Here is a 22,038-nt window from a genome sequence, read left to right as displayed (position 1 = left end):
CTCTGATGGCACTCGTCCGGAATACAGGACGAAGTTCAACGCAGAAATACCAGGAAAGACGCCCATGACGACACTGTCTGGCATACGTGGCGTGGCCCTGGCCCTTTCCCTGGGTATGCACGCGCTGCTGCTGGGCGGTTTGCTGCTGCTGGGCAGGGAAGCGCCACCCACAGCGGTAAGGGTCTACCGTGTGACGCTTGCCGAGTTTGCTCCGGCCGCTGGATCGCCGCCTGCCGTGTCTGCAGATCCCACCTTGCTTGCCGCGCCCGCTGTGGCGGAAAAGCCCGCGCCGTCTCCGCCGCCTCCGCCGGAACTGGCGCAGCCAAAGCCGGATGCCCGCCCCGCCAAACCTGTACCACCGAAGCCGGAAGCAAAAAAGATCAGCCCCAAAAAGAGCGAAACAGCCATACCCAAGGAAGCAGCCACGCCTGAGCAGCCTTCCCTTCCGGCAGCACAGCCTTCTCCTGCCGTCCCGACCACTACGGTTGCCTCGGCCGCCACAGGCACCACGGCTGGCCCGGCACTTCAGGCAGGGGCAACCGCACCAGCAGGGCCGCAGCCGCGCACCGTGGGCGGGATTGACGCCTACGCCTGCGATGTACTGGATCAACGCCCCAGCATTACCCGGCGCGTTGAACCGGAATACCCCGCCAGGGCCCAACGCATGAACATTCAGGGTTCCGTCAAGGTGCGCCTTGTGGTGGACGCCTCCGGCCAGCCCCGCAACTGTGAAGTTGTCAACGCGACGCCGGACGGGTATTTCGAGGAAGCGGCGCTCAAGGCGGCAAAAAACATGCGTTTTGTCCCCGGCAAACTCAAGGGTCAGCCAGTGAATACCCTGGTGGAACTGCCCTTCATCTTCAGTTTGCGGTAAGCGCTCCATGGCGTCATGCCGCAGATAGCCTGAAATGCCTTGCGGGGGGGGCCTTTTGCAAAAGAGCTCCTCCCCCACACTCCCCCCCGAAAACTCTTCTTGTATTTTAGTATGGCGCAGAGCGTCGGTTCCCTGCTGGCGTTCGCCGGATAGCGTCAACGCTGGTTATCCGCGAGTTCAAGCGCCGTAACGGGCATGCCTTGAACGTAGAGAATTCACGCCCCAAAACATACTTCGCTCCAAATGTGTCTGTGCTGAGTGGCTCCAACTACAGCCTTCCTGCAGGCAGCACGCCATTGCAACGCACATCTTCCCCAGCCCACAAGGGGCAGCGCACGCTCCTTTGAAAAAGCCAATGGAATGACTATGTCATCCGTCCACACAATAGTCTCGGTTACTAAAAAAGCGTGACTATTAAAATTTAACAAAGACGTGACATGTCGTAAGCAATGTTATAACAATACTGAGTACACACTTACCCCCCATAATACATTGACAGGCTCCGTGTCACAGGTCAGGTTTATGCAACTATATCATACACCACAACTACAGTATGGCCATGACAAACATCACACCATTCCTTGAAAAGGCTGAAAAGTACCACGGTCACATTTGTAGCGGGCAGGTCTTGGGCATCCGCATGTCCCTTATGGCCTTGCGCCTGCTTGATCTCAAACCCGAAGACAACCTGCGGGATCTTGTTATTTTTCTGGAAACTGACAGATGCGTGGCCGATGCCACCCATGTGGTCACAGGCGTGACTCTGGGCCGCAGGCGGGTCAAGGTCTATGGATATGGCAAAACCGCCATGTCTTTTCTTGACCTTAAGAGCGGACGGGCTGTCAGGGTACACGTGACCACATCCGACCGTCCTCCCCACGATGTTCCCAAACAGGAGCAGATAGCCTTTTGGGAAAAGTACACTGATGATGACATCTTTGCATGGCAGGAAGTACACATAGACATGCCGGAAGGCGAACTGCCCGGCCCGCCAGTTCGCGTATGCACCTGCGCCGCCTGTGGTGAGGATGTGCTGGACTGCAAGGAAGTCTTGCGGGACGGCAAGACATACTGCCGCGCCTGCGCCGATGGCGCTTACTATCGCCCACTTGAGGTCTGCCATGAGTAACCGCTGGTTTTTGTATGACGCACTGCTTGACTCTGTGCCCGACACTGCTCTGGTCAAATCCTTCACCTGCGGCAAACACTGGCTCATGGTGGAGACAGACAGCGGCGGCATAGGGATGGCGCAGTATTTCCCCCCTGCTCCGGGTGCGTCCGACTCTGCCCAGTCCTGTCATGACATGGTGGGCCAGCCTCTGCGCCGGATAGCGGAAAAAATAAAGTCCTGGGATTTCAACGCCGCCTCCATCGGCCTTGCCGCCCTGAACGCCGCCAACAATACCCTGGCTCTTGTGGAGCCAAGCCCCCTGCGTACGGCGCTGGACAATCGCCACGGGGATGCCTTTGACTTTTTTCTTTCAGAGGCAAAGGGCAAAAAAGTAACCGTTGTCGGGCATTTTCCCGGTCTTGGGCGGCTGCGCCAGCACTGTGAACTTTCAATACTTGAGCGTCAGCCCCAACCCGGGGATTTGCCGGACACTGCGGCGGAATATATTTTGCCACAGCAAGATCTTGTTTTTATTACCGGCACCACCTTTATCAATAAGACCATCACCAGGCTGCTGGAACTGAGCGCCAACGCCAAGGTATACATGGTGGGCCCCAGCACGCCCATGAACCCTCTGCTTTTCTCGCACGGGGTGCGCTCCCTTTCGGGTCTGGTTGTGGTTGACGCTGAAAAGATGAGCGCATCCCTCAAGAACGACAACTGTGAAGCCATTTTTGGGCACGGTGGGCAAAAGGTAAATATGGTGGCTGAATCATGCCACTAACCATGCGTACTTTTGAAGCGCTTTGGGTGGACTACCAGCCAGAGCGAACCGGCATGGCGGATTTTTGGAACAAACGCGCGCCTTCGTTCAACGACCACATCCGGGGTGATGCCTCACGCGAACACAGGCGTCTGCTTGTGGAGCACATAGCCCGCAAGGCGGGGCTTGACCCGTCGGCGTCTGTACTTGATATCGGCTGCGGCCCTGGCAGCCACGCGCTTGAGATGGCTCCTCTGGTGGGTCGCGTGGAGGGCTTTGACATTGCCCCCGCCATGATAGAACTCGCCAGGGAAAACGCCGCGCGGGACGGGTGCGACAAGGCGCATTTTCAGGTGCTGGACTGGAGCATTGCCGATCTGGACGCCCTGGGATGGCGCAACCGGTTTCACCTGGTTCTTGCCTCCAGAACTCCGGCAGTCAACGACAAGGCTGCCCTGGAAAAAATGATCGCGGCCTCTTGCGGCTCCTGCTGCATCATCAGCCAGGTTGATACCTGCCACTCGGTGCGCGACCAACTCAAGTCGCTGGTGGACTGGGACGCGCACAAGGAGCGCGTAAGCCGCAGTTTTTATTGCGCCTTCAATCTGCTCTGGCTGATGGGATACTACCCCGAAGTGGAATATATGGACCGCGCGTGGGAAAGCGACTGCAGCCTTGAAGAGGCGGAACTCATGTATCTGCGCTTCTTTGAAAGCATGGGGCCGCTTAGCCCGCAGCAAAAGGAGGGCCTGACCCGTAAACTGGCGGAACTGAGCAGTGACGGTCGGGTGCGGGAAAGTGTGCAGGCAAAGGCCGCCCTCATGTTCTGGAGCGTATAGCCGCAAGCTGCCCACAAGTCAGCCCTGCCTGTGACAAATCCGGCCACAGCACAGGCGTAAACGCAGATATCGGGGCTGGAGTACTGCTTTTATGCCATCGCGCCGGATGATTTACAGCCCCGCAGTCTGGGCCGTAGCTACACCTGCAGGTGCATTGCGCCGAGTGCAAATGACTGTCCAAACAGAACCGCAGCAATCTCGTGGATGGCAAGCGATTGCCTGGCTGAACTGCAGCCAAACTTGTGAATAGCAAGCTATTGCCTGGCTGAACCGCAGCCAAACTTGTGGATGGCATTGCGCCGGATGGCTTGCTCACCGTTGTTCTGAACAGCAGCAAACCCCACCAATGGCGTTGCACTGAATGACTCCGCGACTACCCGAATTGAACCGCAGCAATCTCGTGGAGGACTAGCGACTACACGAACTGAACCGCAGCCAAACGCGTGGATGGCAAGCGACGCCCCTACTGAACCGCAGCCAAACTTGTGGATGGCATTGCGCCGAGTGCAAGTGCCTGCCCGAACTGAACCGCAGCAAACGCGTTGATGGCAAGCTATGCCTGGCTGAACCACAGCAAACGCGTTGATGGCAAGCGATTGCCTGGCTGAACCACAGCCAAACTTGTGGATGGCATTGCGCGGCGCGGAGGGAGATCGCCGAGCGGAGCGAGGAAGCTCCCGCAGCAAAAGCCGCGCAGCCCTCGCCACGTTAGGGTAATTGAGAACCTTGGGGGTCGTCCGGGGGGAGTGCAGAGGGGGCCTCGGAGGGGCACAGCCCCTAACAGGCCCCCTCTGCCGCCCGCCGCGCAGGCGGCCCAAACTCAAACCAAGAACAGCCCCAAAAATTACGTTCGGTCTATACCCTGCACTGAACGCCACCTATATAAAATCCCGGCCAGCACAATAGCCCTGCGTTCGAAACCCGGTCTGCCAGCCCCCCTCTGCCGCCCGCCGCGCAGGCGGCCCAAACCAGAGTAATGAGCAGCCCAAAAAAATACTACCGGCCTATACCCTTCCTGAACGCCGCCTCTACAAAATCCCGGCCAGCACAATAGCCCAGCGATCAAATCCCGGTCTGCGACCGCCTCTGCCGCCCGCCGCGCAGGCGGCCCAAACTCAAACTAAGAACAGCCCCCAAAATTCCTACCGATCCATAGCTGCCTGAACGCCGCCTCTAAATAACACCAGCCGGACTGATAGTTTCCACTAAAAATACCGCCCTCGCAGGCTACCCCTACTAACGGTTCCCGGCCTTCCAGGCCGCCTCCGCCGCTGCCTTGTCCGCAAAAACAAACAAATTCCTGCCTGCCCGCAGGGCCTCCACATCAACACCCTGTTTCAACTGTTTTTCCAAAGCATCCACGAGGTTTCCACGATCTTTCTTTGTGGGCAGATTCATATTTCTGGCCATAAATCCGTTCAGGGCCACCCGGTACTGTTTGTCCGGCTGGAGCGAATCCCCGTTCGTGAGGCGCAACCCGGCCACGTGCAGGCTGTCGTCTTCATCCCGCCAGGCCCATACATCAAGCCCGAAAAACTGCGGCAAGCCACGCCCGCCGTGCCCCATGCCGCGCGTGAACACACCGGCAATCTCCTTGCCTGTCATGTCTACGGCAACAAGTCGGTCGTCAAAGGGCAAAACATCAAGCAGGTCACGCCGGTGCACGGGCCCGCCGGGCAGCCCCGCGCGTATGCCGCCGGGAGTGTGCAGGGCAATGGCGGCTCCGGCAGCCTTTGCCATGCTCTCGCAAATAAGGCGCCCCAGGGGCGTGCTGTCCTTGCGTAAATGCCCGTCCTTGAAAACACTGTCGTCAGGGGAGGTGAAGATAACTTCCTCAAGACCCTGTGCGGCATCAAGCTGTCGGATGCTGTCCGTCATGGCCTTGTCCGGCACGACTTCCGCCACGTCAGCGTATGATTTAAGGGCCATGTCGCCCTTTTTGCCATCAAGGGTGATCACCATGAAATGCTCAAGATAGCGTCCGCCGTTGGCGTACATTGCCCCGTAGTCACGGTTCGGGGTCACAGCCTTGTGGCTGTGCCCGTCCGCCACAAAATCCACATTGGGCACGGCGGCCACATCAGGCCCGGTGATACGCCCGTCCTTGTCGCCTTTGGGCCCGGCATAGCCAAGGTGGCTCAGCACGATGACCACATCCTGAGGCCTGTCATACGGTGCAAGAGACTGCGTCAGCCGGTCAAGAATGGTTTTTTTGGTGGCCTCGGGGGTTGGCTTCAAGTCGAAGTCGTAGTCCGCCAGCGCCTGACGCAAGCTGGGTTTCACGGAATATGGCGTAATAACGCCAGTGACAATGACGCGCATGCCCTGTGGATTTTTCGCTGTTTCATCATAAATGACCACAGGCTTTGTGACCATGCCGGGAGGATCGGCCCCCTTGTACGTGAGGTTTTCGGCCACGGCGTCAACCTTGCCGGGGCTGTTTTCACGCACCAGGCGCAGCAACTCATTGCCGTAGTACAATGGGCCTTCAGACAGGGTGTAATCAAAGGCGTGGTTGCCCGGCGTGAGCACGCGGTAGCCCACCTGTCCCATAAGCTTTGCCACGCTGCGGCCCTGGTCGATCTGCGCAAAGGCGCTGCCGCTGAAGGCGTCACCCGCATCCAGAACAAACACCGTATGGCCCTCGGCCCGCGCGCCATCGGCCACGGCCTTGAGCCGGGCATAGCCGATGTTCTTTTTTTCTGGATTGTCGGCCACGTAGCCATGAACATCATTGGTAACAAATATTTTTACATCCGCCAGAACGGGAACGGCGGAGCAAACCAGCAGAAAAAGAGAAAGCAGAATTCTTGCAATAACCATAGCTACCTCGCTACCTCAGGCTGAACTGCACGGGCATGATCACGCGCGCCGACTCCGGCGGCGCTGCGAAGGGGGCTGCACTACGCACCGCTTCAAGGGCGGATTCGTCCAGCAAAGGGTAACCGCTGCTTTTACTGACCGCAACATCCCTGACCCTGCCGTCCTGTTGGATGGTAAACGACACGGTCACCATACCCTGAATTCCCATACGCTTGGCCTGCGGACTGTAGACCAGATACTGCCTGACACGTCTTTTGATGTACTCGTAATTTCCTTTCAGATATCCGGCGGAACCTCCCTGTCCGGCAGCGCTGTTTTCACCGCCGCTTCCACCGCCTTTTTGTCCTGCCTGCCCGCTACTTTGGCCGCCTCGGCCCGCTGCCATGCCGCCCCCTTCATGGCCGGGGCTTGAAGCCTTTTCACCCTGCTGCGCCGTGCCAGCGCTGGCTGGCCGCGCCTGCTCGTGCGAGGATTTTTTGGCGGCGGAATTTGCGGGCGGGTTGGCGGCGGGATTTGCGGGCGGGTTGGGGGTCTTGTCTTTGGGAACGGGCTTTGCAGTGCGTACAGGAATAGCCGCGTCCGTCACTGGAAGAGAAGGCTTGGCCTGGTCGGCCTCTGCATGCTGCGTAACGTGATCAGCGGCAGGCACAGTCTCCTGAACAGGCGTGACGGAAGGAGACTCATGAGCCTTGGCATCTGAGGGTTCTGATTCGTTTGCGGAAGAGGCTGCGGCATCGGCGGCATTGGCCGGCACGGCTCCGGAGCCAACGCCGCCCGAATCGCCCGGTAGCCCGCCCAGCAGGCTGACCGTGATATATCCGTCCGTTCCCCCGCCCTGTCCCGCGCCCGATGCGGGAACAGCCAGAAACCACAAGGCGGCGAGCGCGGCCGTATGGAGCGTCAAAGAAAGCAGAAAGACCAGCACATTGCCGAAAATTACCGGCCTGCCGCGCTCCTGCGCAGCCTGGGGCATGCCAATGGCGGCTTCTGCAACATCTGTATGGCTCATGGCGCACTGGTCCCGGTCAGGCGCATCCACGCTTCAGCCCTGGGCGGCAGTTCATACAACTTGCGCACCTGATCTTCGGTAATGGTCGATGCCACAGCGCCATCCGCCACCAGGATGCCGTCTTTCAACAGCACGGCCCGCCCGCCAAGGTAGACGGCCTGCTCCGGATGGTGCGTGGTGAGCAAGATGGCTGGCCCAGATGCGGCCAGTTCGCCAATAAGGTCAAGCAGATGAAACTGATTGCCATAATCCAGTCCCGTGACAGGTTCATCCATCACAAGTGCCCCGCAGTCCTGAGCCAGGGCGCGCGCAATCAGCACCATCTGGCGTTGCCCGCCAGAAAGCTCCAGATACGACCTGTGCGCCAGATGGGTCAGGCGCACTTTTTCCAGCGCGGCCATGGCCTGTTGCCGATCCTCGGCGGAAAAACGCAACCAGGGACTGCGCACGGTGCGGCCCATGAGCACCACATCCAGCACCTGAAAGCCAAAAACCCCGGTATGCTGTTGCGGCACATAGGCAAGGCTGCGGGCCAGACTGCGCCGCGGGATTGTTTCCAGAGGGCGGCCGTCCAGCAAGATACTGCCGGGCGGAGAGGGCAAAAGACCAAGAAGCGCCCGGAGCAGCGTCGTTTTGCCGCAGCCGTTGGGGCCAAGCACATTGACCACCTCGCCCCTGTCCACGCGCAGGGAAATATTTTTCAGCACCGGAGGGGCGCTGTGATAGCTGACGGTAAGATTATGAATTTCTATCATCGCCGTTTCCAGTCGTACCACAGGCTGAAGGCAAAAAGCGGCATGCTGATGAGCGATGTGGCAATGCCCAGCGGCAGTTCCACTGTCCAGACAGAACGTATGAGCGTGTCTGTGAGCAGCACAAAAAGCGCTCCGCCAAGGGCTGACGCTGTGAGGCCCACCCTGTTGTCCGGCCCGATTATGAAACGCATGACATGCGGGATGACCAGCCCCACCCAGTTGATGACCCCGGCCAGCACCACGGTAAGCGAACAGATCAGGGTGGCCGCGCCGATAAGGCGCAGCTTCATGCCCATACTCTGCACGCCCAGGGCGCGGGCCTCGTCATCCCCCATGGCAAGCGCGTTCACCGCCTTGCCATTGAGGCAGATATAGGCCAGCCCGGCCAGCATGAGGGGGGTGCTCCAGGCCAGTTGGCGCGGTTCCGTGCGGGCCAGCGTGCCCATAAGCCAGTACACAAGTTCCGGCAGCTGGCGGTTGGGGTCGGCCACATACTGCACAAGCGACGTCAGGGCCACAAAAAACGAACTGCTCACAAGGCCGCCCACCACAAGGGCCAGAAAGCGCGCTCTGGGATAAAGCCAGGCGAAAAAGAGCGAAAGCCCCACGCCCAGCGCGCCGCCAGTAAAGGAAAAAGCCTGCGTGAGCGGCCAGGAAGAAAAAAACACTATACCAATGGCCGCGCCAAAAGCGGCTCCGTGCTGCACGCCCAGTATGCCCGGCGATACGAGGGGATTTTGAAACATGTTCTGGTACACCGTACCCGAAGCGGAAAGACAGGCTCCCACCACCAGGGCCGCGCCAATGCGCGGCAGCCGCAGGTCAAAGAACAAAAAAAGCTGGCGGCTCTGCTCTTCATTCAGGGGCCGCCCTGCCCACGCGTCCAGCAGGCTGCGGCACAGATCGCCCAGGGCCAACGGGTAACGGCCCATGGGCAGGGCAAACACGATGGCCGCCAGCAAAAGCAGGCTCAGTATGAGCAGGGTTTTTTTAGAATGTGCCATAGGGATCAAAAAAATCGTTCACCTGGGCGTCATCAAGCTCCAGGTTGAAAAAAAGTTTCATAAAATGTCTGCTCTCCGCCGCGATGTCCACGGGGTAGAGGTCGGGGTGCAGTTTGTTTGCCAGCCACTGCACGCCCAGCAGGCGCATGTAGGTGGCGGGACGCTCCAGCCAGCTGAACGGCCCGCGCGGGATAAAGTACACCTTGCCCTGGCGCACGGCGGGCAGGGACGACCATTTGGGGTCTGTGGGGATGCGGCGCATGAGCGCCGGATGGAAAACCAGTATGACTTCAGGGTCATAGGCCATCAGTTGCTCAAAGGTCACGCGCAAAAAGGATTCTTCCGTTCCGGGCGGACAGTCGTGCACGCTCAGGGCCCCGGCGGCGGCAAATACCTCTGCTCGCTGTGACTTGCGGCAGACGGAGGCCAGACCGTCAGCCTCAAGGGCCACATAAACCCTTGTCCATTTTTCACTGGGCAGATCCCGCATGGCGTGGGACACTTTTTCAAGCGTCTGCTCTGCATAGGTGGCCAATGCCGCCCCACGCTCCTCACGGCCAAAGGCCCGGCCCATATCCAGAAAACAGGTGGCCATGTCCGCCATGCTCGCGCCGGGCACGCTGGTTACCTGCATGCCAAGGCTGGTCAGGGTCTTTTCAATGGGCAGGCGGTCGTGCGGGCCCATGGACAGGTAAAAGGCTTTTTTGATGCCGCTGGCCAGCAGCATTTCCCTGTCGGGTATGAAGCCCTGGCCGTACCAGCCGCCCAGCACCGGCAGATTGTGGTACCGGGCGGGAATGAATTTTTTTTCATAATCCCTGAGGGGCGTATTCCAGCCAGCCAGCAGTTCCGGCGCAAAGGCGTACAGCGTGAATGTGGAAGGCGGGGTGGCGCAATAGACGCTGCGCGCATCCTTTGCCTCTGGCCCACTCTCAGTCACGGCAGCAGGACTCGCCGCCGCTCCGGCGCGACACGGCATGACAGGCATGGCAAGCATGACAAACAGCACAAGCAGCCCTGAGGCAAGTAATCGAATCTGCACAGTCACCATCCTTTCGGCATGTCGCTCCGGCCGTCTTCTGGCAAAGGGAGAGCCAGACCGGCGCTTTGCGCCCTACGTTGCGCCGATGTTACGTCGACGTTGTGCTCACGGTACGGCTACCTCTATGAACGCAGGATGCGCTTCAGCCGTTACACGCATGGCAACGGCTGAAGCGGCAGTGTTCACAGTACGTCAAGCATATCTGAATCAGCGCTAGAGCAGTTTACGAATGAAATGAGTTAAATGCTCTGCAAGGATTTTTCTGAAAAATCCTTGCCACGAAATGCGAGCAGGCGGGCTTTTGCCTGCCGTACGCGAGCATTTCAAGTGTTAAATGCTCTAGGGGAGCACTGATTAAAGAGCCTCCTGGAAACGCGCTGGTATTTCCTTTGGCAAGGCGCGATCTTTTTTGAAGCAGGAGTGGACTCTTCCGTCCTCGATTGTTTCAAAAAAGTGAAGCAAGTCCGCCAAATGGAATAAATCAGCGTTTCCCTAGAAATTGGCGCTCACGCCCACAAAATAGCTCCGGCCCGGTTCCGGATAATAGGCGCTGTACGCATATTCCTGGTCAAACAGGTTTTTCACGCCAGCTTCCACCGAGAAGTTCTTGTTGATGTCATACACCGCTTTGATATCCGCAGTGGCAAAGTTGGGAGACTTTCTGTACGGGACGTCAGCAGCGGAGGTATTCCAGTAAAAGCCGCTGCTGATGTTGAGCTGGGGAATGATGGATAACCCTTCCAGAGGAGTGATCACGCCATAAAGAGTGCTTGTTATTTCAGGCAATTGGGCAATCTTATCATCATTGGAGCAGTTATTCCAACGCATGTAGTTGAACACAGCGCCCGCGCTGAAGTACTGATTGACAACAGCCTCAGCCCCTGCCTCAAAGCCATAGAATGTGGCCCTGCCGAGGTTTTCAAAAGTTATGTTCGGCTTGACCCCCTTGGACGTGATCATGTCGCTGACGTCGCTGTAGTACACGCTGGTGTTGAGCTTGAGCCAGTCGCTGACAAGGCCCTTGTAGCCAAGCTCGTAATGATAAGCGTGTTCGGGGTTCAAATCGGGATTGGCAGGAGCGTCGCCAATTCTCAGGAACCGTTCGCGCATGGTGGCGAACCGGGATTTTTTGGCAAAGGTGGCAAAAATTTCATGCTTTTCGGTAAGGTCGTAGAACGCGCCCACCTGGTAGTTGAACAGGGTCTTGGTATCGTCCAGCCCTTTTTTATAAGAATTCATGGCATCTGTAGTATGGTCACGGCTTTCAAGCGTCATGGGGGTCAAGGTGCTGAGGCTCGTGCCAAAAACAAGCGTCAGGCGCTCAATGGGCTTGAGGGTATATTCCGCGCCAAGATCCCAGTACCCTTCCGAAATGCGCTCATCCAGCTGCTCGCCGACGTCGGCCTTTTTCTTTTTTTGCTTGGCGGGCAGTCCGGTGTCATCAAATACAGCGTAATCATTATACTCTTTATGCGAAAGGATGCGGTAGCCAGCAGAGAGCGCCAGCTTGTTGGCCGCGTTGAAGGCATAGTCAAAAGTCAACTGCCCGCCGAGCGTGTACTGATCATACTTTTTATCAGCGCCGTCCCTTTTGGTCATGGCTATGTCGGTATAGCTTTCGGACTTGTCCTGATGCGAGTCGTAGTACACCACGGCCTTGAGGTGGGCCTGCCTGCTCAGATTAAAATTGGCGTTGGTGTACAGACGGCTGGTTTCATATTCCGGCCAGTACCACGAGCGTTTAAAGGGAAGATCCGACCCCTTACGGAGCTCGGCTGCGTCAAAGGGTTGGCCTTTTCTGGAGCTTTGCCGCATGTAGCCCACCATGATGTCCACATCATCACTGGGGGTCCAGCCGCCAATGATGTTGGCGCTCAGATTTCTGTGGTCGGAGTTTTTGCGACGTCCCGTGCCCTGGTAGGGTGCGGCGTCAAACCCTTCGGGCAGGGTGAAAAAATCCTGGTTGTCATACACAAAGGTGCCTTTCAGGTAGTAGAGCTCCTGCCGCGTGCCTATGCTGGTGGCAGCCATGCGGCCCTGATCATGCATTCTGCGATCAAAAAAATTCATGTATTTCGCTGAAAATTCAAATTCTTTTTTGGGTTTTGCAGTGCGCAGGTTTACCACGCCAGCCAGGTTGTTGTTGCTTGCAAGCAGGGGCGAACTGTACCCTTTTGAGATGTCTACAGACTCAAGGCCATAGGTCAGGGTATTATTGTAATCCCATTCATTGCGGTACGCAGTGGCAATGGGAATATCGTCAATATACATGCCGACCTGATACCGGTTTGAGCCACGTATACCAATGGTACCCTCATTGCGGGCCCCTGTTGTCTGAAGATATACGCCCTGCACTCCCCTGAGTGCTTCCCACAGATTTGTGGCCGTCTTTCTTTCCATATCTGTCTGGGTGATATGGTCAATGGTGTTTTTTGGCTCTGTCATCTCAAGTGGCGTCAACAAAACCTCTGTTGCCCCCTCCTCCTGTGCCCATGCTCCACTTGCCTGCAACAGCAGAATAGCGAGCAGGGATACCACGCGCCTACATTTCATATGCCCTCCGGTTATTGAGATAACAGAAATATAACACTGTAAGCACCCAGGCAGTGTACAGTGCGCTTCAACAGAACATCTCCAATCAAATAAAATTTTTGGTAGTACTTGAGTACAGATGGAGAGTACAATGCGCAACTTGGTATCGGTATTTTTAAAAACGTGAACATAAGAAATTTCCGATAAAAACATAGTCATTAACTATGCATTTATCAGTACACAGACGTGAGATACCAGAGTTTTCACAGGGAGCGTAATAGTACCAGCAGGATCTCCTGCAGTCTTCCCAGCGCGCCCGTGATATGCCCGTGCGCAAAGGCATGCCCGGCCACAACCGGGCCGCCGAAACCGGGCAACCGCAACCAGTCGCCGCCACGGCAGGCTTGCCAGCAAAAACGCCCTGTTCCCGAAAACAGATCAGCCCCGACAAAATATGGCGGGGCTGATGGCGGGGCCTCCCAGAAACCGAGGAGATATGGGGATAAACAGTGAACTGCGCCAAGGGCAAAGACGGCTTCAGCCGCTGCCCACAGGGGCAGCGGCTGAAGAAGATACAACGTTATTCGCCTGTTACACGCCTGAAGGTTTTACTTGCGGTTAGCAAGTCTGTTCTTGAGGTTTTTCCCCACAATGGCCGGATCCACAGGGTTGCGGGCAATGCCGCTTTCTATGGCGGCGCGGGCAGTGGCGGCAGCCACGGCCGGGGCCACATCGGGATTAAGGGTTGAAGGTATGATATAGTCGGGCCGCAGTTCGTCAGCCGTGACCAGTTCTGCAATGGCGTAGGCTGCGGCTATCTTCATGGCGTCATTGATGTCCGTGGCGGCCACGTCCAGAGCGCCACGGAAGATGCCGGGAAAGGCCAGCACATTGTTAATCTGGTTGGGGCAGTCCGAACGCCCCGTGGACACCACCCGCGCACCGGCGTCCAGCGCGCGCTGGATAGGCCAGATTTCGGGGATGGGGTTGGCCTGGGCAAAGACTATGGGGTCCTTGGCCATGCTGCGGATCATGTCTTCAGTAAGGGTGTTGGGTGCGGAAACGCCGATAAACACGTCCGCCCCCTTGATAGCCTCGGCCAGACCGCCCTTGACCTTCTGCGGATTGGTGCGCCGGGCTATTTCTTCCTTATACGGATTCATGCCTTCGGCGCGGCCTTCGTAGATGGCCCCGCGCGTGTCGCACATGATGACGTTCTTGAGGCCCATGGCCATGAGCAGTTTGATGATGGCAATACCGGCCGCACCCGCGCCGCTGGTGACCACAGTAACGTCTTCCAGCTTCTTGTTGACGACCTTGAGAGCATTGATAAGCCCGGCCAGAGTAACCACGGCGGTGCCGTGCTGGTCGTCGTGGAAGATGGGGCCCTTGAAAACGCCGTTTTTCTTGAGGGCATCCTCAATGATAAAGCATTGCGGTGCTTTGATGTCTTCAAGGTTCACGCCGCCAAAGGTGGGGGCCATCAGTTCCACAAGCTCGACGATCTTGGCTGTGTCCTTGGTGTCAACGCAGATGGGAAAAGCATCCACATCGCCAAAGGTCTTGAACAGCAGACTTTTACCTTCCATCACCGGCATGGCGGCGCCGGGGCCAATGTCGCCCAGGCCCAACACCGCTGTGCCGTTGGACACCACGCAGACAAAATTGCCGTGGTTGGTGTACACGTCCAGCATTTCAGGATTACGGTTGATTTCCATGCAGGGTTCCGCCACGCCGGGCGAATACGCAAGAGTGAGATCATCGGCATCACGAACGGGAACCTTTACGCGCACTTCAATCTTGCCCTGAAAATTCTTGTGCATGGCCAGCGCATCTTCACGCAGATTCTTTATACGGGACATGAATTACTCCTAGCATCTTCTGACATTCTGTGTAGTTGCGCCAACAGGCCCATTCGTTCCTGTTGGCGCGCAGTGAGAACAGGTCACCTTTAGGATGCACTCCCAAAGGGTACGGCACGGCCGTTACGGCAGTAACAGTGTGCAGGCTGTGCTTATGGAAGCATTGATTAAAGAGCTTCCTGGAAACGCGCTGGTATTTCGTTTGGCAAGGCGCGCTCTTTTTTTGAAGCAGGAGTGGACTCTTCCGTCCTCGACTGTTTCAAAAAAAGTGAAGCAACACCGCTAAACAAAATAAATCAGCGTTTCCCCATGCCTGCCCGGCGGGCACCGCTCACGCGGGTGCCAGAGCCGTTTCAAGGTAAACGTGCCCTAGTCCTTGCCGCTGCAATGCGTATGGCCGCAGCCCTGCATTTTTTTACGCAGGAAATCCGGCAGGATGCCCCTCACGGATTCCATGCTCACCATACGCCGCATGATGCCCAACTGGTCGTGCAGGGGCAGTTGCTTGGGGCACACGCTGTCGCAGGCCAGCAGGCCCATGCAGCCGAAGACCCCTGTATCGTCGCCGATGAGGTCGTAGTAATCGGCCGGGGTGCGGTTGTCTCTCGGATCAATATAGAAGCGCGCCATGCGGTTGATGGCCGTGGCCCCGATGAAGTCTTCACGCATGCGGGCCGTGCCGCAGGCCGCCACGCAGCAGCCGCACTCGATGCACCTGTCCAGTTCGAATATCTGGGTGGCGAGCTCATTGTCCATGCGTTCTTCCTGCGCCGCCGGATCAAAGGCCTTGCTGGTGTGTATCCACGATTCGATCTTCTGGCCCACATTGCGAAACCACGTGCCCGTATCCACGGAGAGATCGCCCAGCAGTTTGAAGACTGGCAGGGGGTGCAGGGTTATGTGGTCCGGCAGGTCACAGGTTTGCGTGTGGCAGGCCAGGCCGGGCCGCCCGTTGATCACCATGCCGCAGGAGCCGCAGATGCCTGCGCGGCAGCAGAAATCAAACTGCAAGGAGGGGTCCTGCTTTTCGCGGATGAGATTCAGCGCGATAAAGAGCGTCATGCTTGGATGCTCTTCAAGCTGGAATTTCTGCATGTGCGGGTAGGACCCGGCATCCAGCGGATTATAGCGGAATATCTCGAACGTAAGATTGCGTCCCATTGAGCTTGCCTCCCTTAACCTTTCTCGTGGTAGGGAACGATCTGGTCTTCCCTGATGTCGCCCTGGATGATCTTGCCGCCGCCATAGCCCCGGTCGCCCGGAGGCAGAATGAAGAATGGCGTGGCAGGCTCATACCGGAGCGTGGGGAGGCTGTCGCCCTCGTTCCAATAGGCCAGGGTGCGCACAAGCCAGTCCTTGTCGTTGCGTTCAGGGTGGTCCTCGCGCGCGTGCGCGCCCCGGCTTTCAGTGCGCATAAGCGCGCCGTAGGCCGTGCACAGGGCCAGCTTGAGCATGCCGGGCACCCGCAGGGCCATTGAAAGCTCCGCATTGGGGCCAGGGATGTTGCCGCTGCCAAGGCGCATGTTTTTGCAGCGCTCCAGCAGGTTTTGCAGCTTGACGACGCCTGCCTCCAGATCCTTGCCATTACGGAAGATGCCGACATGCTCCATCATGACATCCTGCATCTCGTTGCGCAGCGTGTAGCAGCCGTCGCCCGTGCCGCGCAGCAGCGCGGCGATGCGATCCTTGACCTTGAGCGCGGCGGCCTTCATTTCGGCTGTGGAGAACACGGTTTCGTAGCCATGCAGGAATTCCACCAGCTTTTTGCCCACAATACGTCCGGAAACGATGGTTTCAGCAAGAGAGTTGCCGCCCAGGCGGTTGAAGCCGTGCATATCCCAGCAGGCGGCCTCGCCGGCGGAGAAAAGCCCCTCAAGCCCGTAGGCGTGGCCATCCTTGTTGATGCGCACGCCGCCCATGCTGTAGTGATGGGTGGGCCGCACGGGGATGAGCTGGTGTATGGGGTTCACGCCAAGGAAATGGGTGGAGATGTCATACACTTCGCGCAGGTTTGTGGTGATGTGCTTTTCGCCCAGATGCCGGATGTCCAGCCAGAGATGCTCGCCGTAGGGACTGGGCACGCCAAAGCCCTTGCGCATATGCTCTGTCATGCGGCGCGACACCACGTCACGCGAGGCAAGCTCGGCCTTGTCCGGCTCATAATCCGGCATAAAGCGGTATTCATTCACGTCCAGCAGGGTTCCGCCGTCGCCACGGCAGCCTTCTGTGACCAGAATGTCCGTGGGCACCGTGCCCGTGGGGTGAAACTGCACGGCCTCCATATTGCCCAGGGGCACCACGCCCGTTTCAAGGGCCGCTATCTGGCCGCCGCCGTCGCAGATGATGGCATTGGTGGTGGCCCGGTAAATACGGCCGTATCCACCGGTGGCGATAAGCGTTGCCTTGGCGAAGTACCCTACCAGTTCACCGGTGCGCAGGTCGCGGGCCACGCAGCCCATGCAGCGCTGGCCATCGTGCACCAGCACTTCGGCCTGCATGCGGTCGTGCACATCCACACCCAGTTGCAGCAGGCGGCTGTCCAGGGTGAAAAGCACGGCATGGCCTGTGCCGTCCGAAGTGTAGCAGGTACGCCACTTGGCGGTGCCGCCAAAGGCGCGGGAATGGATAAGCCCCTCATTTTCCTTTTTTTCCGTGGCCTGAAAAGGCTTGCCGCCCTTGTAGTAGGTGTGCTCGCCGGGCACGACGCGGCTCCAGGGCACGCCCATCCAGGCCATTTCGCGCATGGCTATGGGGCCGGTTTCAGCAAACAGACGGGCCACCTCCTGGTCGCAACCCCAGTCAGAACCCTTTACCGTATCGTTAAAATGGATTTCGGGGCAGTCGCCCTCGCCCATGATTGAGTTGCCCAGGGCCGCCTGCATGCCGCCCATGGCGGCAGAGGAGTGCGAGCGTTTGGGCGGCACCACGGAAAGACAGATAACGCTGAAGCCATCCTGTGCGGCCTCCACCGCCACACGCTCTCCGGCCAGACCAGCGCCAATGCACAAAACGTCACTTTCAAAAATACGCATACGCCCCCCTATCCCTGAAACCAGACGCGGGCCAAGGCCAGCGAGCCGAGCAACAGATAACAGCCCATGACGATCCATATCCACTTGCGGCACATGTCCTTGGCGCTCTTGACGCAGACGCCGTACTTCACGGCGATGCGGTACACGCCGATGCCCGTATGGAGGATGACGCAGGGCAAAAAGACAACATAAAAGGCCAGCCATCCGCTGTGCAGGCGCTTGGCGCTGCCTGCCACATTGATGGGAAGGTCTGTCATGATCGCGTATACGTGAAAAAACACGCCGAGCAGGATGGCTATGGCCGTAAAGACCTGCACAAGCCACAGCCAGGTGTCAAAATCCTTCAGGCTTCTGCTGTGCCGCACAAAGATGCCAAGCTCATGCGTACGAAAGGGCATCTTGCGGGCCGCAATATAAAAATGAAAAACAACCATCAAAATAATGATAGGGGCCACCAGGTGGGTCAACCACGTAGCCTCGAGAAACCAGGCTATGCCATTGGTCAACGCAGGGCTGATCACCACCGTCCCTTCCAGCAGCAGGTGCACGCACACAAACAGCGCCAAAAAAGCGCCCGTGGCGGCCTGCCAGAAATCCAGGCGAGTTTTGCCCTCAGCGGAATTTCTGCTCAAAGCCATTATGAACTCCTTGTGCAATGATACGTAAACAGTCTATGGACGCGCCACGTACACATCAGATACGTCGATACGGCGCCTGGCCAGCCTCGTAGTAATTGCCGCCCAGACAGTCGATAACCACAATGGCGGGAAAATCCTCCACCTCCATGGCGGCAACGGCTTCGGGCCCCAGATCTTCATAGGCCAGCACCGTATATTTTCTGATGCTGCGGGCAATGAGCGCTCCCGCCCCGCCCACGGCGGCCAGATACGGTACGCCGAATTCTTCCATAGCCTTTATGACGTCAGGGCTGCGATAGCCCTTGCCAATCATGCCCTTGAGGCCCTGCTTGAGCAGGCGGGGCGTATAGGCGTCCATACGGCCTGAAGTCGTCGGCCCGGCCGCCCCGATGGGATGACCGGGACGGGCCGGACTTGGCCCCAGGTAATAGACAACAGCCCCTTGCAGATCCACCGGCAGAGGTTCGCCCCTGTCCAGTGTTTCCACCAGCCTTTTATGGGCCGCATCGCGCGCGGCCAGAATGGTGCCCGTAATAAGCACCCTGTCGCCGGCCCGCAGGGAGCGGGCCGTGGTTTCGTCAAAAGGAGCACGTATTTTTTTGACTTGGTCAGACATGGCCCCCCCTACAGGACGATTTCGGCGTGGCGCGCCGCGTGACAGTTGATGTTCACGGCCACCGGCAACGAAGCTATATGGGTCGGGGCCCACTCCACATGCACCTTGAGGGCCGTGGTCACGCCGCCAAGCCCTTGCGGGCCGACGCCGGTTCTGTTGACCATATCAAGCAGTTCATCTTCAAAGGCCGCATAACGCGCATCCGCGTTGTGGCTTTCAAGGTCGCGGGCTGCGGCGCGTTTGGCGCACAGGGCGGCCAGTTCCATAGTGCCGCCGATGCCCACGCCCACGACCAGAGGGGGACAGGAGTTGGGGCCAGCCGCAAGAACGGCGTCCAGAACCACCTTGCGTACCCCCTCGATGCCGTCGGCCGGCACCAGCATTTTGAGTACGCTTTTATTTTCTGATCCTGCCCCCTTGGGCGCCAGACGCAAGCGCAGCCTGTCGCCTGGCACCAGGCGGGAATGCAGGACGGCCGGGGTGTTGTCCCCCGTATTTTTGCGCTCAAACAAAGGCTCGAACACACAGGATTTGCGCAAATAGCCGTCCGTGTACCCCCGGCGAACCCCCTCATTGACGGCGTCTTCAAAAGCGCCGCCCACTATGTGTACATCCTGTCCTATCTCGGCGAAAACCACTGTGATTCCTGTGTCCTGACACAAAGGAATCTGCCCTTCAGCGGCAATGCCCGCATTTTCCAGTAACTGATCCAGTATGGTGCGACCCACCGGCGAAGGTTCGGCCTCGCGGGATTTACGCATGGCTTCAACCATATCCGCAGGCAGTCGGTAGCAGGCATCTATGGCCAGACGCGCCACTGCCTGCGCTATGTCATTGCAATGAATTTCTTTCATGACTCTCCCAATCTGTTCGCTTGTGCCTCTTCAGTTGGCGCCCAGCGCGCATCAGTTCGGAAGTGGATCAAACGTCCGCCTTGCTTGCGGCCATCTCCGTTTCAGCAACATCGTCATCCACTTCGACTTCCAGCGTATGTCCGTTAAGCTCGCGGCGCAGCTTTTCGGAATCAAGATTGCCGGTCATCTTGGAAATAAAGATGGTGGCCACGCCGTTGCCCACAAGATTGGTCAGCGCACGCGCTTCGGACATAAAGCGGTCAATACCGAAAATGACGGCGATGCTTTCCGGAGGAATCTTGCCAACAGAACTCAACGTACCCGCCAGCACGATAAATCCGCCGCCAGTAACTGCCGCCGCGCCCTTGGATGAAATCAGCAAAATGCCAAGAAGCACGAGTTCTTCGCCAATGGTCATGGGCGTATTGGTAGCCTGGGCCAAAAATACCGCGGCCATGGTCAGATAGATAGCCGTGCCGTCCAGGTTAAAGGAGTAGCCTGCCGGGATAACCAGGTCCACGACGCTCTTGTTGCAGCCCACCTTCTCCATCTTGCGCAGCATGTTGGGCAGCACGGATTCGGAGGAAGACGTGCCAAGAACGATAAACAACTCTTCTTTAATATACCGGACGAACTTGAAGATGCTGAACCCGCTGAACAGGCCCACAACACCGAGAACCAGTATTACAAACATGATACTGGTGGCGTAAAAACACAGTATCAGTTCACCCAGCGCCAGTACGGAGCCTATCCCTTCCTTGCCGATGGTGAAGGCCATTGCGCCAAAAGCGCCAATGGGCGCGACGCGCATGATGATATTGATAACCTTGAAAAGCACTTCAGAAAGGCTCTTGATGAGATCAAAGCACAGCTGGCCCTTGGCGCCGCTAAAGTTCAGGGCAAAGGCGAAGATGATGGCCACAAGCAGAACCTGCAGTATCTCGCCGCTGGTAAAAGCGGAAACGAAAGTATGCGGAATGATATTCATTAAAAAGTTGATGAGGTTATTGTCTTTGGCCTTGCCTGCGTATTGGGCGGCGATGCTTTTGTCGGCGGCGTCAAAGGTGCTCACGTCAACATTCATGCCCGCGCCGGGCTGCACCAGGTTTACGACCACCAGACCGATAACCAGGGCCAGCAGTGTGATGCCTGTAAAATATACGATGGCGAGGCCGCCGGTTTTACCCACGGCCTTGATGTCGTTCATGCCCGCGATACCTGTCACAACTGTGGAAAAAATGAGCGGCGCGATGATCATTTTGATCAGGTTGATGAACATCTTGCCCAAGGGCTGCATCTTTACCGCCATTTGCGGATAGAAATGCCCCAGCAAAATACCTATCATGATTGCAATCAACACTTGTACATAGAGCACTCTCAAATACTTAAGCATACGTTCCACCTTTAAGTAATGCTGTTGAAGGCGTGTTATTTAGAAACAGCATCCAGAGGCTACGCGGCTTTACAGCCGGAAGCTTTTGCCACGGAACCGGACCGGGACATGTGCTGTCTCAGTTTAGCGTGTGCTTGTGGAAAGTTGGGCAGAATTATCGTCAGGCGCGCGGCGCTGCACGCACAGGGGGTCGCAGGGTGCGAAGTTTGCTTTTGTCCAACCACGTGAGAGTTTCGGACAGAGGGGACAATCCAAAATTTTTAATTGGATCGTGGTGAAATATCTTTAAAAAGGTATGCTTAATCTGAGGCAGGTCTTCAACATCATCGCTTGCACACCCAGGCATGGTGTCCATAAGGCTAGCCGAAGTACTTGGAAGCTCTTTTGCGCTGTCCGCACTGATGTCCGGCGGTTTATGCACATTATTATCAACTACAGCAAGCAAAGAAAGACAGGTATTCTGATGTTTGACAGATTCACAGAATGGCACACTTCCACGGGACTGCAATAATCCCATATTGATTGCCCAATGAAGGCAAAAAATAGCGGCAATAATTGCCACGGAAAAAGCCATCCCTCTGCGCATTGCCACCCTCTCATAGATTTTTCACTTATGAGGTAAATAAAACACAGAAAGAATAATCAATGCAATTAAATTATTTTTTTCACGTTCACTTACAATTAGTGATAGTTTTAATTTATATAAAATTGGTTGCAATACATACTTCTTTAATCATTGATGTTTTAAATGCTGTCAATACAGAGTTCTATTATAGTGTATATAAAATACAATGCTGCAAAGCTAATTAATTAAGAATGTTACACATTTATCATATTTTCATACCATAATACCGCTGCGTCTTGCAAAAGAGCGGCCGCGTGACACGCCTT

At 57.1% G+C, this 22,038-nt stretch carries 18 protein-coding genes; 4 read left to right on the top strand and 14 right to left on the bottom strand.

Annotated elements, in window-relative coordinates; genetic code table 11:
• The first annotated feature begins 64 nt into the window (after positions 1 to 64).
• The 4 genes from RBR41_RS09625 (at position 65) to RBR41_RS09610 (ending at position 3,587) form a co-directional block, all read left to right on the top strand.
• Positions 65 to 874, top strand: a complete 810-nt coding sequence (locus RBR41_RS09625) for an energy transducer TonB (RefSeq protein WP_320352351.1) — start codon at positions 65 to 67, stop codon at positions 872 to 874.
• Positions 875 to 1,433: 559 nt separating this feature from the next.
• Positions 1,434 to 2,003, top strand: coding sequence for an FmdE family protein (locus tag RBR41_RS09620; protein WP_320352350.1), 570 nt, complete (start codon positions 1,434 to 1,436; stop codon positions 2,001 to 2,003).
• Positions 1,996 to 2,769 carry a DUF364 domain-containing protein gene (locus RBR41_RS09615; protein WP_320352349.1) on the top strand — a complete coding sequence of 258 codons (774 nt, stop codon included), beginning with the start codon at positions 1,996 to 1,998 and terminating at the stop codon, positions 2,767 to 2,769. The genes RBR41_RS09620 and RBR41_RS09615 overlap by 8 nt, the downstream gene beginning before the upstream one ends.
• Complete coding sequence (locus tag RBR41_RS09610; protein ID WP_320352348.1) at positions 2,760 to 3,587, top strand: class I SAM-dependent methyltransferase; 828 nt, start codon at positions 2,760 to 2,762, stop codon at positions 3,585 to 3,587. Before RBR41_RS09615 ends, RBR41_RS09610 begins: the two co-directional genes overlap by 10 nt.
• 1,236 nt (positions 3,588 to 4,823) lie before the next feature.
• Here RBR41_RS09610 and RBR41_RS09605 read toward each other — a convergent pair.
• From RBR41_RS09605 to RBR41_RS09540, 14 genes are all read right to left on the bottom strand, one after another.
• The gene (locus RBR41_RS09605) at positions 4,824 to 6,410 is read right to left on the bottom strand and encodes a bifunctional metallophosphatase/5'-nucleotidase (protein WP_320352347.1); all 1,587 of its coding nucleotides are present in this window, start codon (positions 6,408 to 6,410) and stop codon (positions 4,824 to 4,826) included.
• Positions 6,411 to 6,420: 10 nt separating this feature from the next.
• Entirely contained in the window at positions 6,421 to 7,419 is a 999-nt protein-coding gene (locus RBR41_RS09600; protein ID WP_320352346.1) for an energy transducer TonB, read from the bottom strand.
• Complete coding sequence (locus tag RBR41_RS09595) at positions 7,416 to 8,174, bottom strand: ABC transporter ATP-binding protein (protein WP_320352345.1); 759 nt, start codon at positions 8,172 to 8,174, stop codon at positions 7,416 to 7,418. Before RBR41_RS09595 ends, RBR41_RS09600 begins: the two co-directional genes overlap by 4 nt.
• Positions 8,171 to 9,178 (bottom strand): iron ABC transporter permease, encoded by a 1,008-nt coding sequence (locus tag RBR41_RS09590; RefSeq protein ID WP_320352344.1) that lies wholly within the window; start codon positions 9,176 to 9,178, stop codon positions 8,171 to 8,173. The genes RBR41_RS09595 and RBR41_RS09590 overlap by 4 nt, the downstream gene beginning before the upstream one ends.
• Complete coding sequence (locus RBR41_RS09585) at positions 9,165 to 10,220, bottom strand: ABC transporter substrate-binding protein (protein ID WP_320352343.1); 1,056 nt, start codon at positions 10,218 to 10,220, stop codon at positions 9,165 to 9,167. Before RBR41_RS09585 ends, RBR41_RS09590 begins: the two co-directional genes overlap by 14 nt.
• 492 nt (positions 10,221 to 10,712) lie before the next feature.
• Positions 10,713 to 12,773, bottom strand: coding sequence for a TonB-dependent receptor (locus tag RBR41_RS09580; protein ID WP_320352341.1), 2,061 nt, complete (start codon positions 12,771 to 12,773; stop codon positions 10,713 to 10,715).
• A gap of 587 nt (positions 12,774 to 13,360) precedes the next feature.
• Complete coding sequence (locus RBR41_RS09575) at positions 13,361 to 14,605, bottom strand: NAD(P)-dependent malic enzyme (protein ID WP_413785149.1); 1,245 nt, start codon at positions 14,603 to 14,605, stop codon at positions 13,361 to 13,363.
• A gap of 378 nt (positions 14,606 to 14,983) precedes the next feature.
• Positions 14,984 to 15,775 (bottom strand): fumarate reductase iron-sulfur subunit, encoded by a 792-nt coding sequence (locus tag RBR41_RS09570; RefSeq protein ID WP_320352339.1) that lies wholly within the window; start codon positions 15,773 to 15,775, stop codon positions 14,984 to 14,986.
• Positions 15,776 to 15,789: 14 nt separating this feature from the next.
• Positions 15,790 to 17,646, bottom strand: coding sequence for a fumarate reductase flavoprotein subunit (locus RBR41_RS09565; protein WP_320352338.1), 1,857 nt, complete (start codon positions 17,644 to 17,646; stop codon positions 15,790 to 15,792).
• Positions 17,647 to 17,654: 8 nt separating this feature from the next.
• Positions 17,655 to 18,284 carry a succinate dehydrogenase/fumarate reductase transmembrane subunit gene (locus RBR41_RS09560; RefSeq protein WP_320352336.1) on the bottom strand — a complete coding sequence of 210 codons (630 nt, stop codon included), beginning with the start codon at positions 18,282 to 18,284 and terminating at the stop codon, positions 17,655 to 17,657.
• A 55-nt stretch (positions 18,285 to 18,339) separates the two neighbouring features.
• Entirely contained in the window at positions 18,340 to 18,900 is a 561-nt protein-coding gene (locus RBR41_RS09555; protein WP_320352334.1) for a Fe-S-containing hydro-lyase, read from the bottom strand.
• A gap of 8 nt (positions 18,901 to 18,908) precedes the next feature.
• Complete coding sequence (locus tag RBR41_RS09550) at positions 18,909 to 19,754, bottom strand: fumarate hydratase (protein ID WP_320352333.1); 846 nt, start codon at positions 19,752 to 19,754, stop codon at positions 18,909 to 18,911.
• A 67-nt stretch (positions 19,755 to 19,821) separates the two neighbouring features.
• Positions 19,822 to 21,147 (bottom strand): dicarboxylate/amino acid:cation symporter, encoded by a 1,326-nt coding sequence (locus RBR41_RS09545; protein WP_320352332.1) that lies wholly within the window; start codon positions 21,145 to 21,147, stop codon positions 19,822 to 19,824.
• Positions 21,148 to 21,307: 160 nt separating this feature from the next.
• The gene (locus RBR41_RS09540) at positions 21,308 to 21,709 is read right to left on the bottom strand and encodes a hypothetical protein (protein WP_320352331.1); all 402 of its coding nucleotides are present in this window, start codon (positions 21,707 to 21,709) and stop codon (positions 21,308 to 21,310) included.
• Positions 21,710 to 22,038: the final 329 nt, after the last annotated feature.

This window comes from Desulfovibrio sp. (genome assembly GCF_034006445.1).
In the GTDB taxonomy this organism is placed as follows: domain Bacteria; phylum Desulfobacterota; class Desulfovibrionia; order Desulfovibrionales; family Desulfovibrionaceae; genus Desulfovibrio.
The sequence above is the reverse complement of the archived record's forward strand: the minus strand, read 5'-3'. Positions and strand labels throughout refer to the sequence as shown.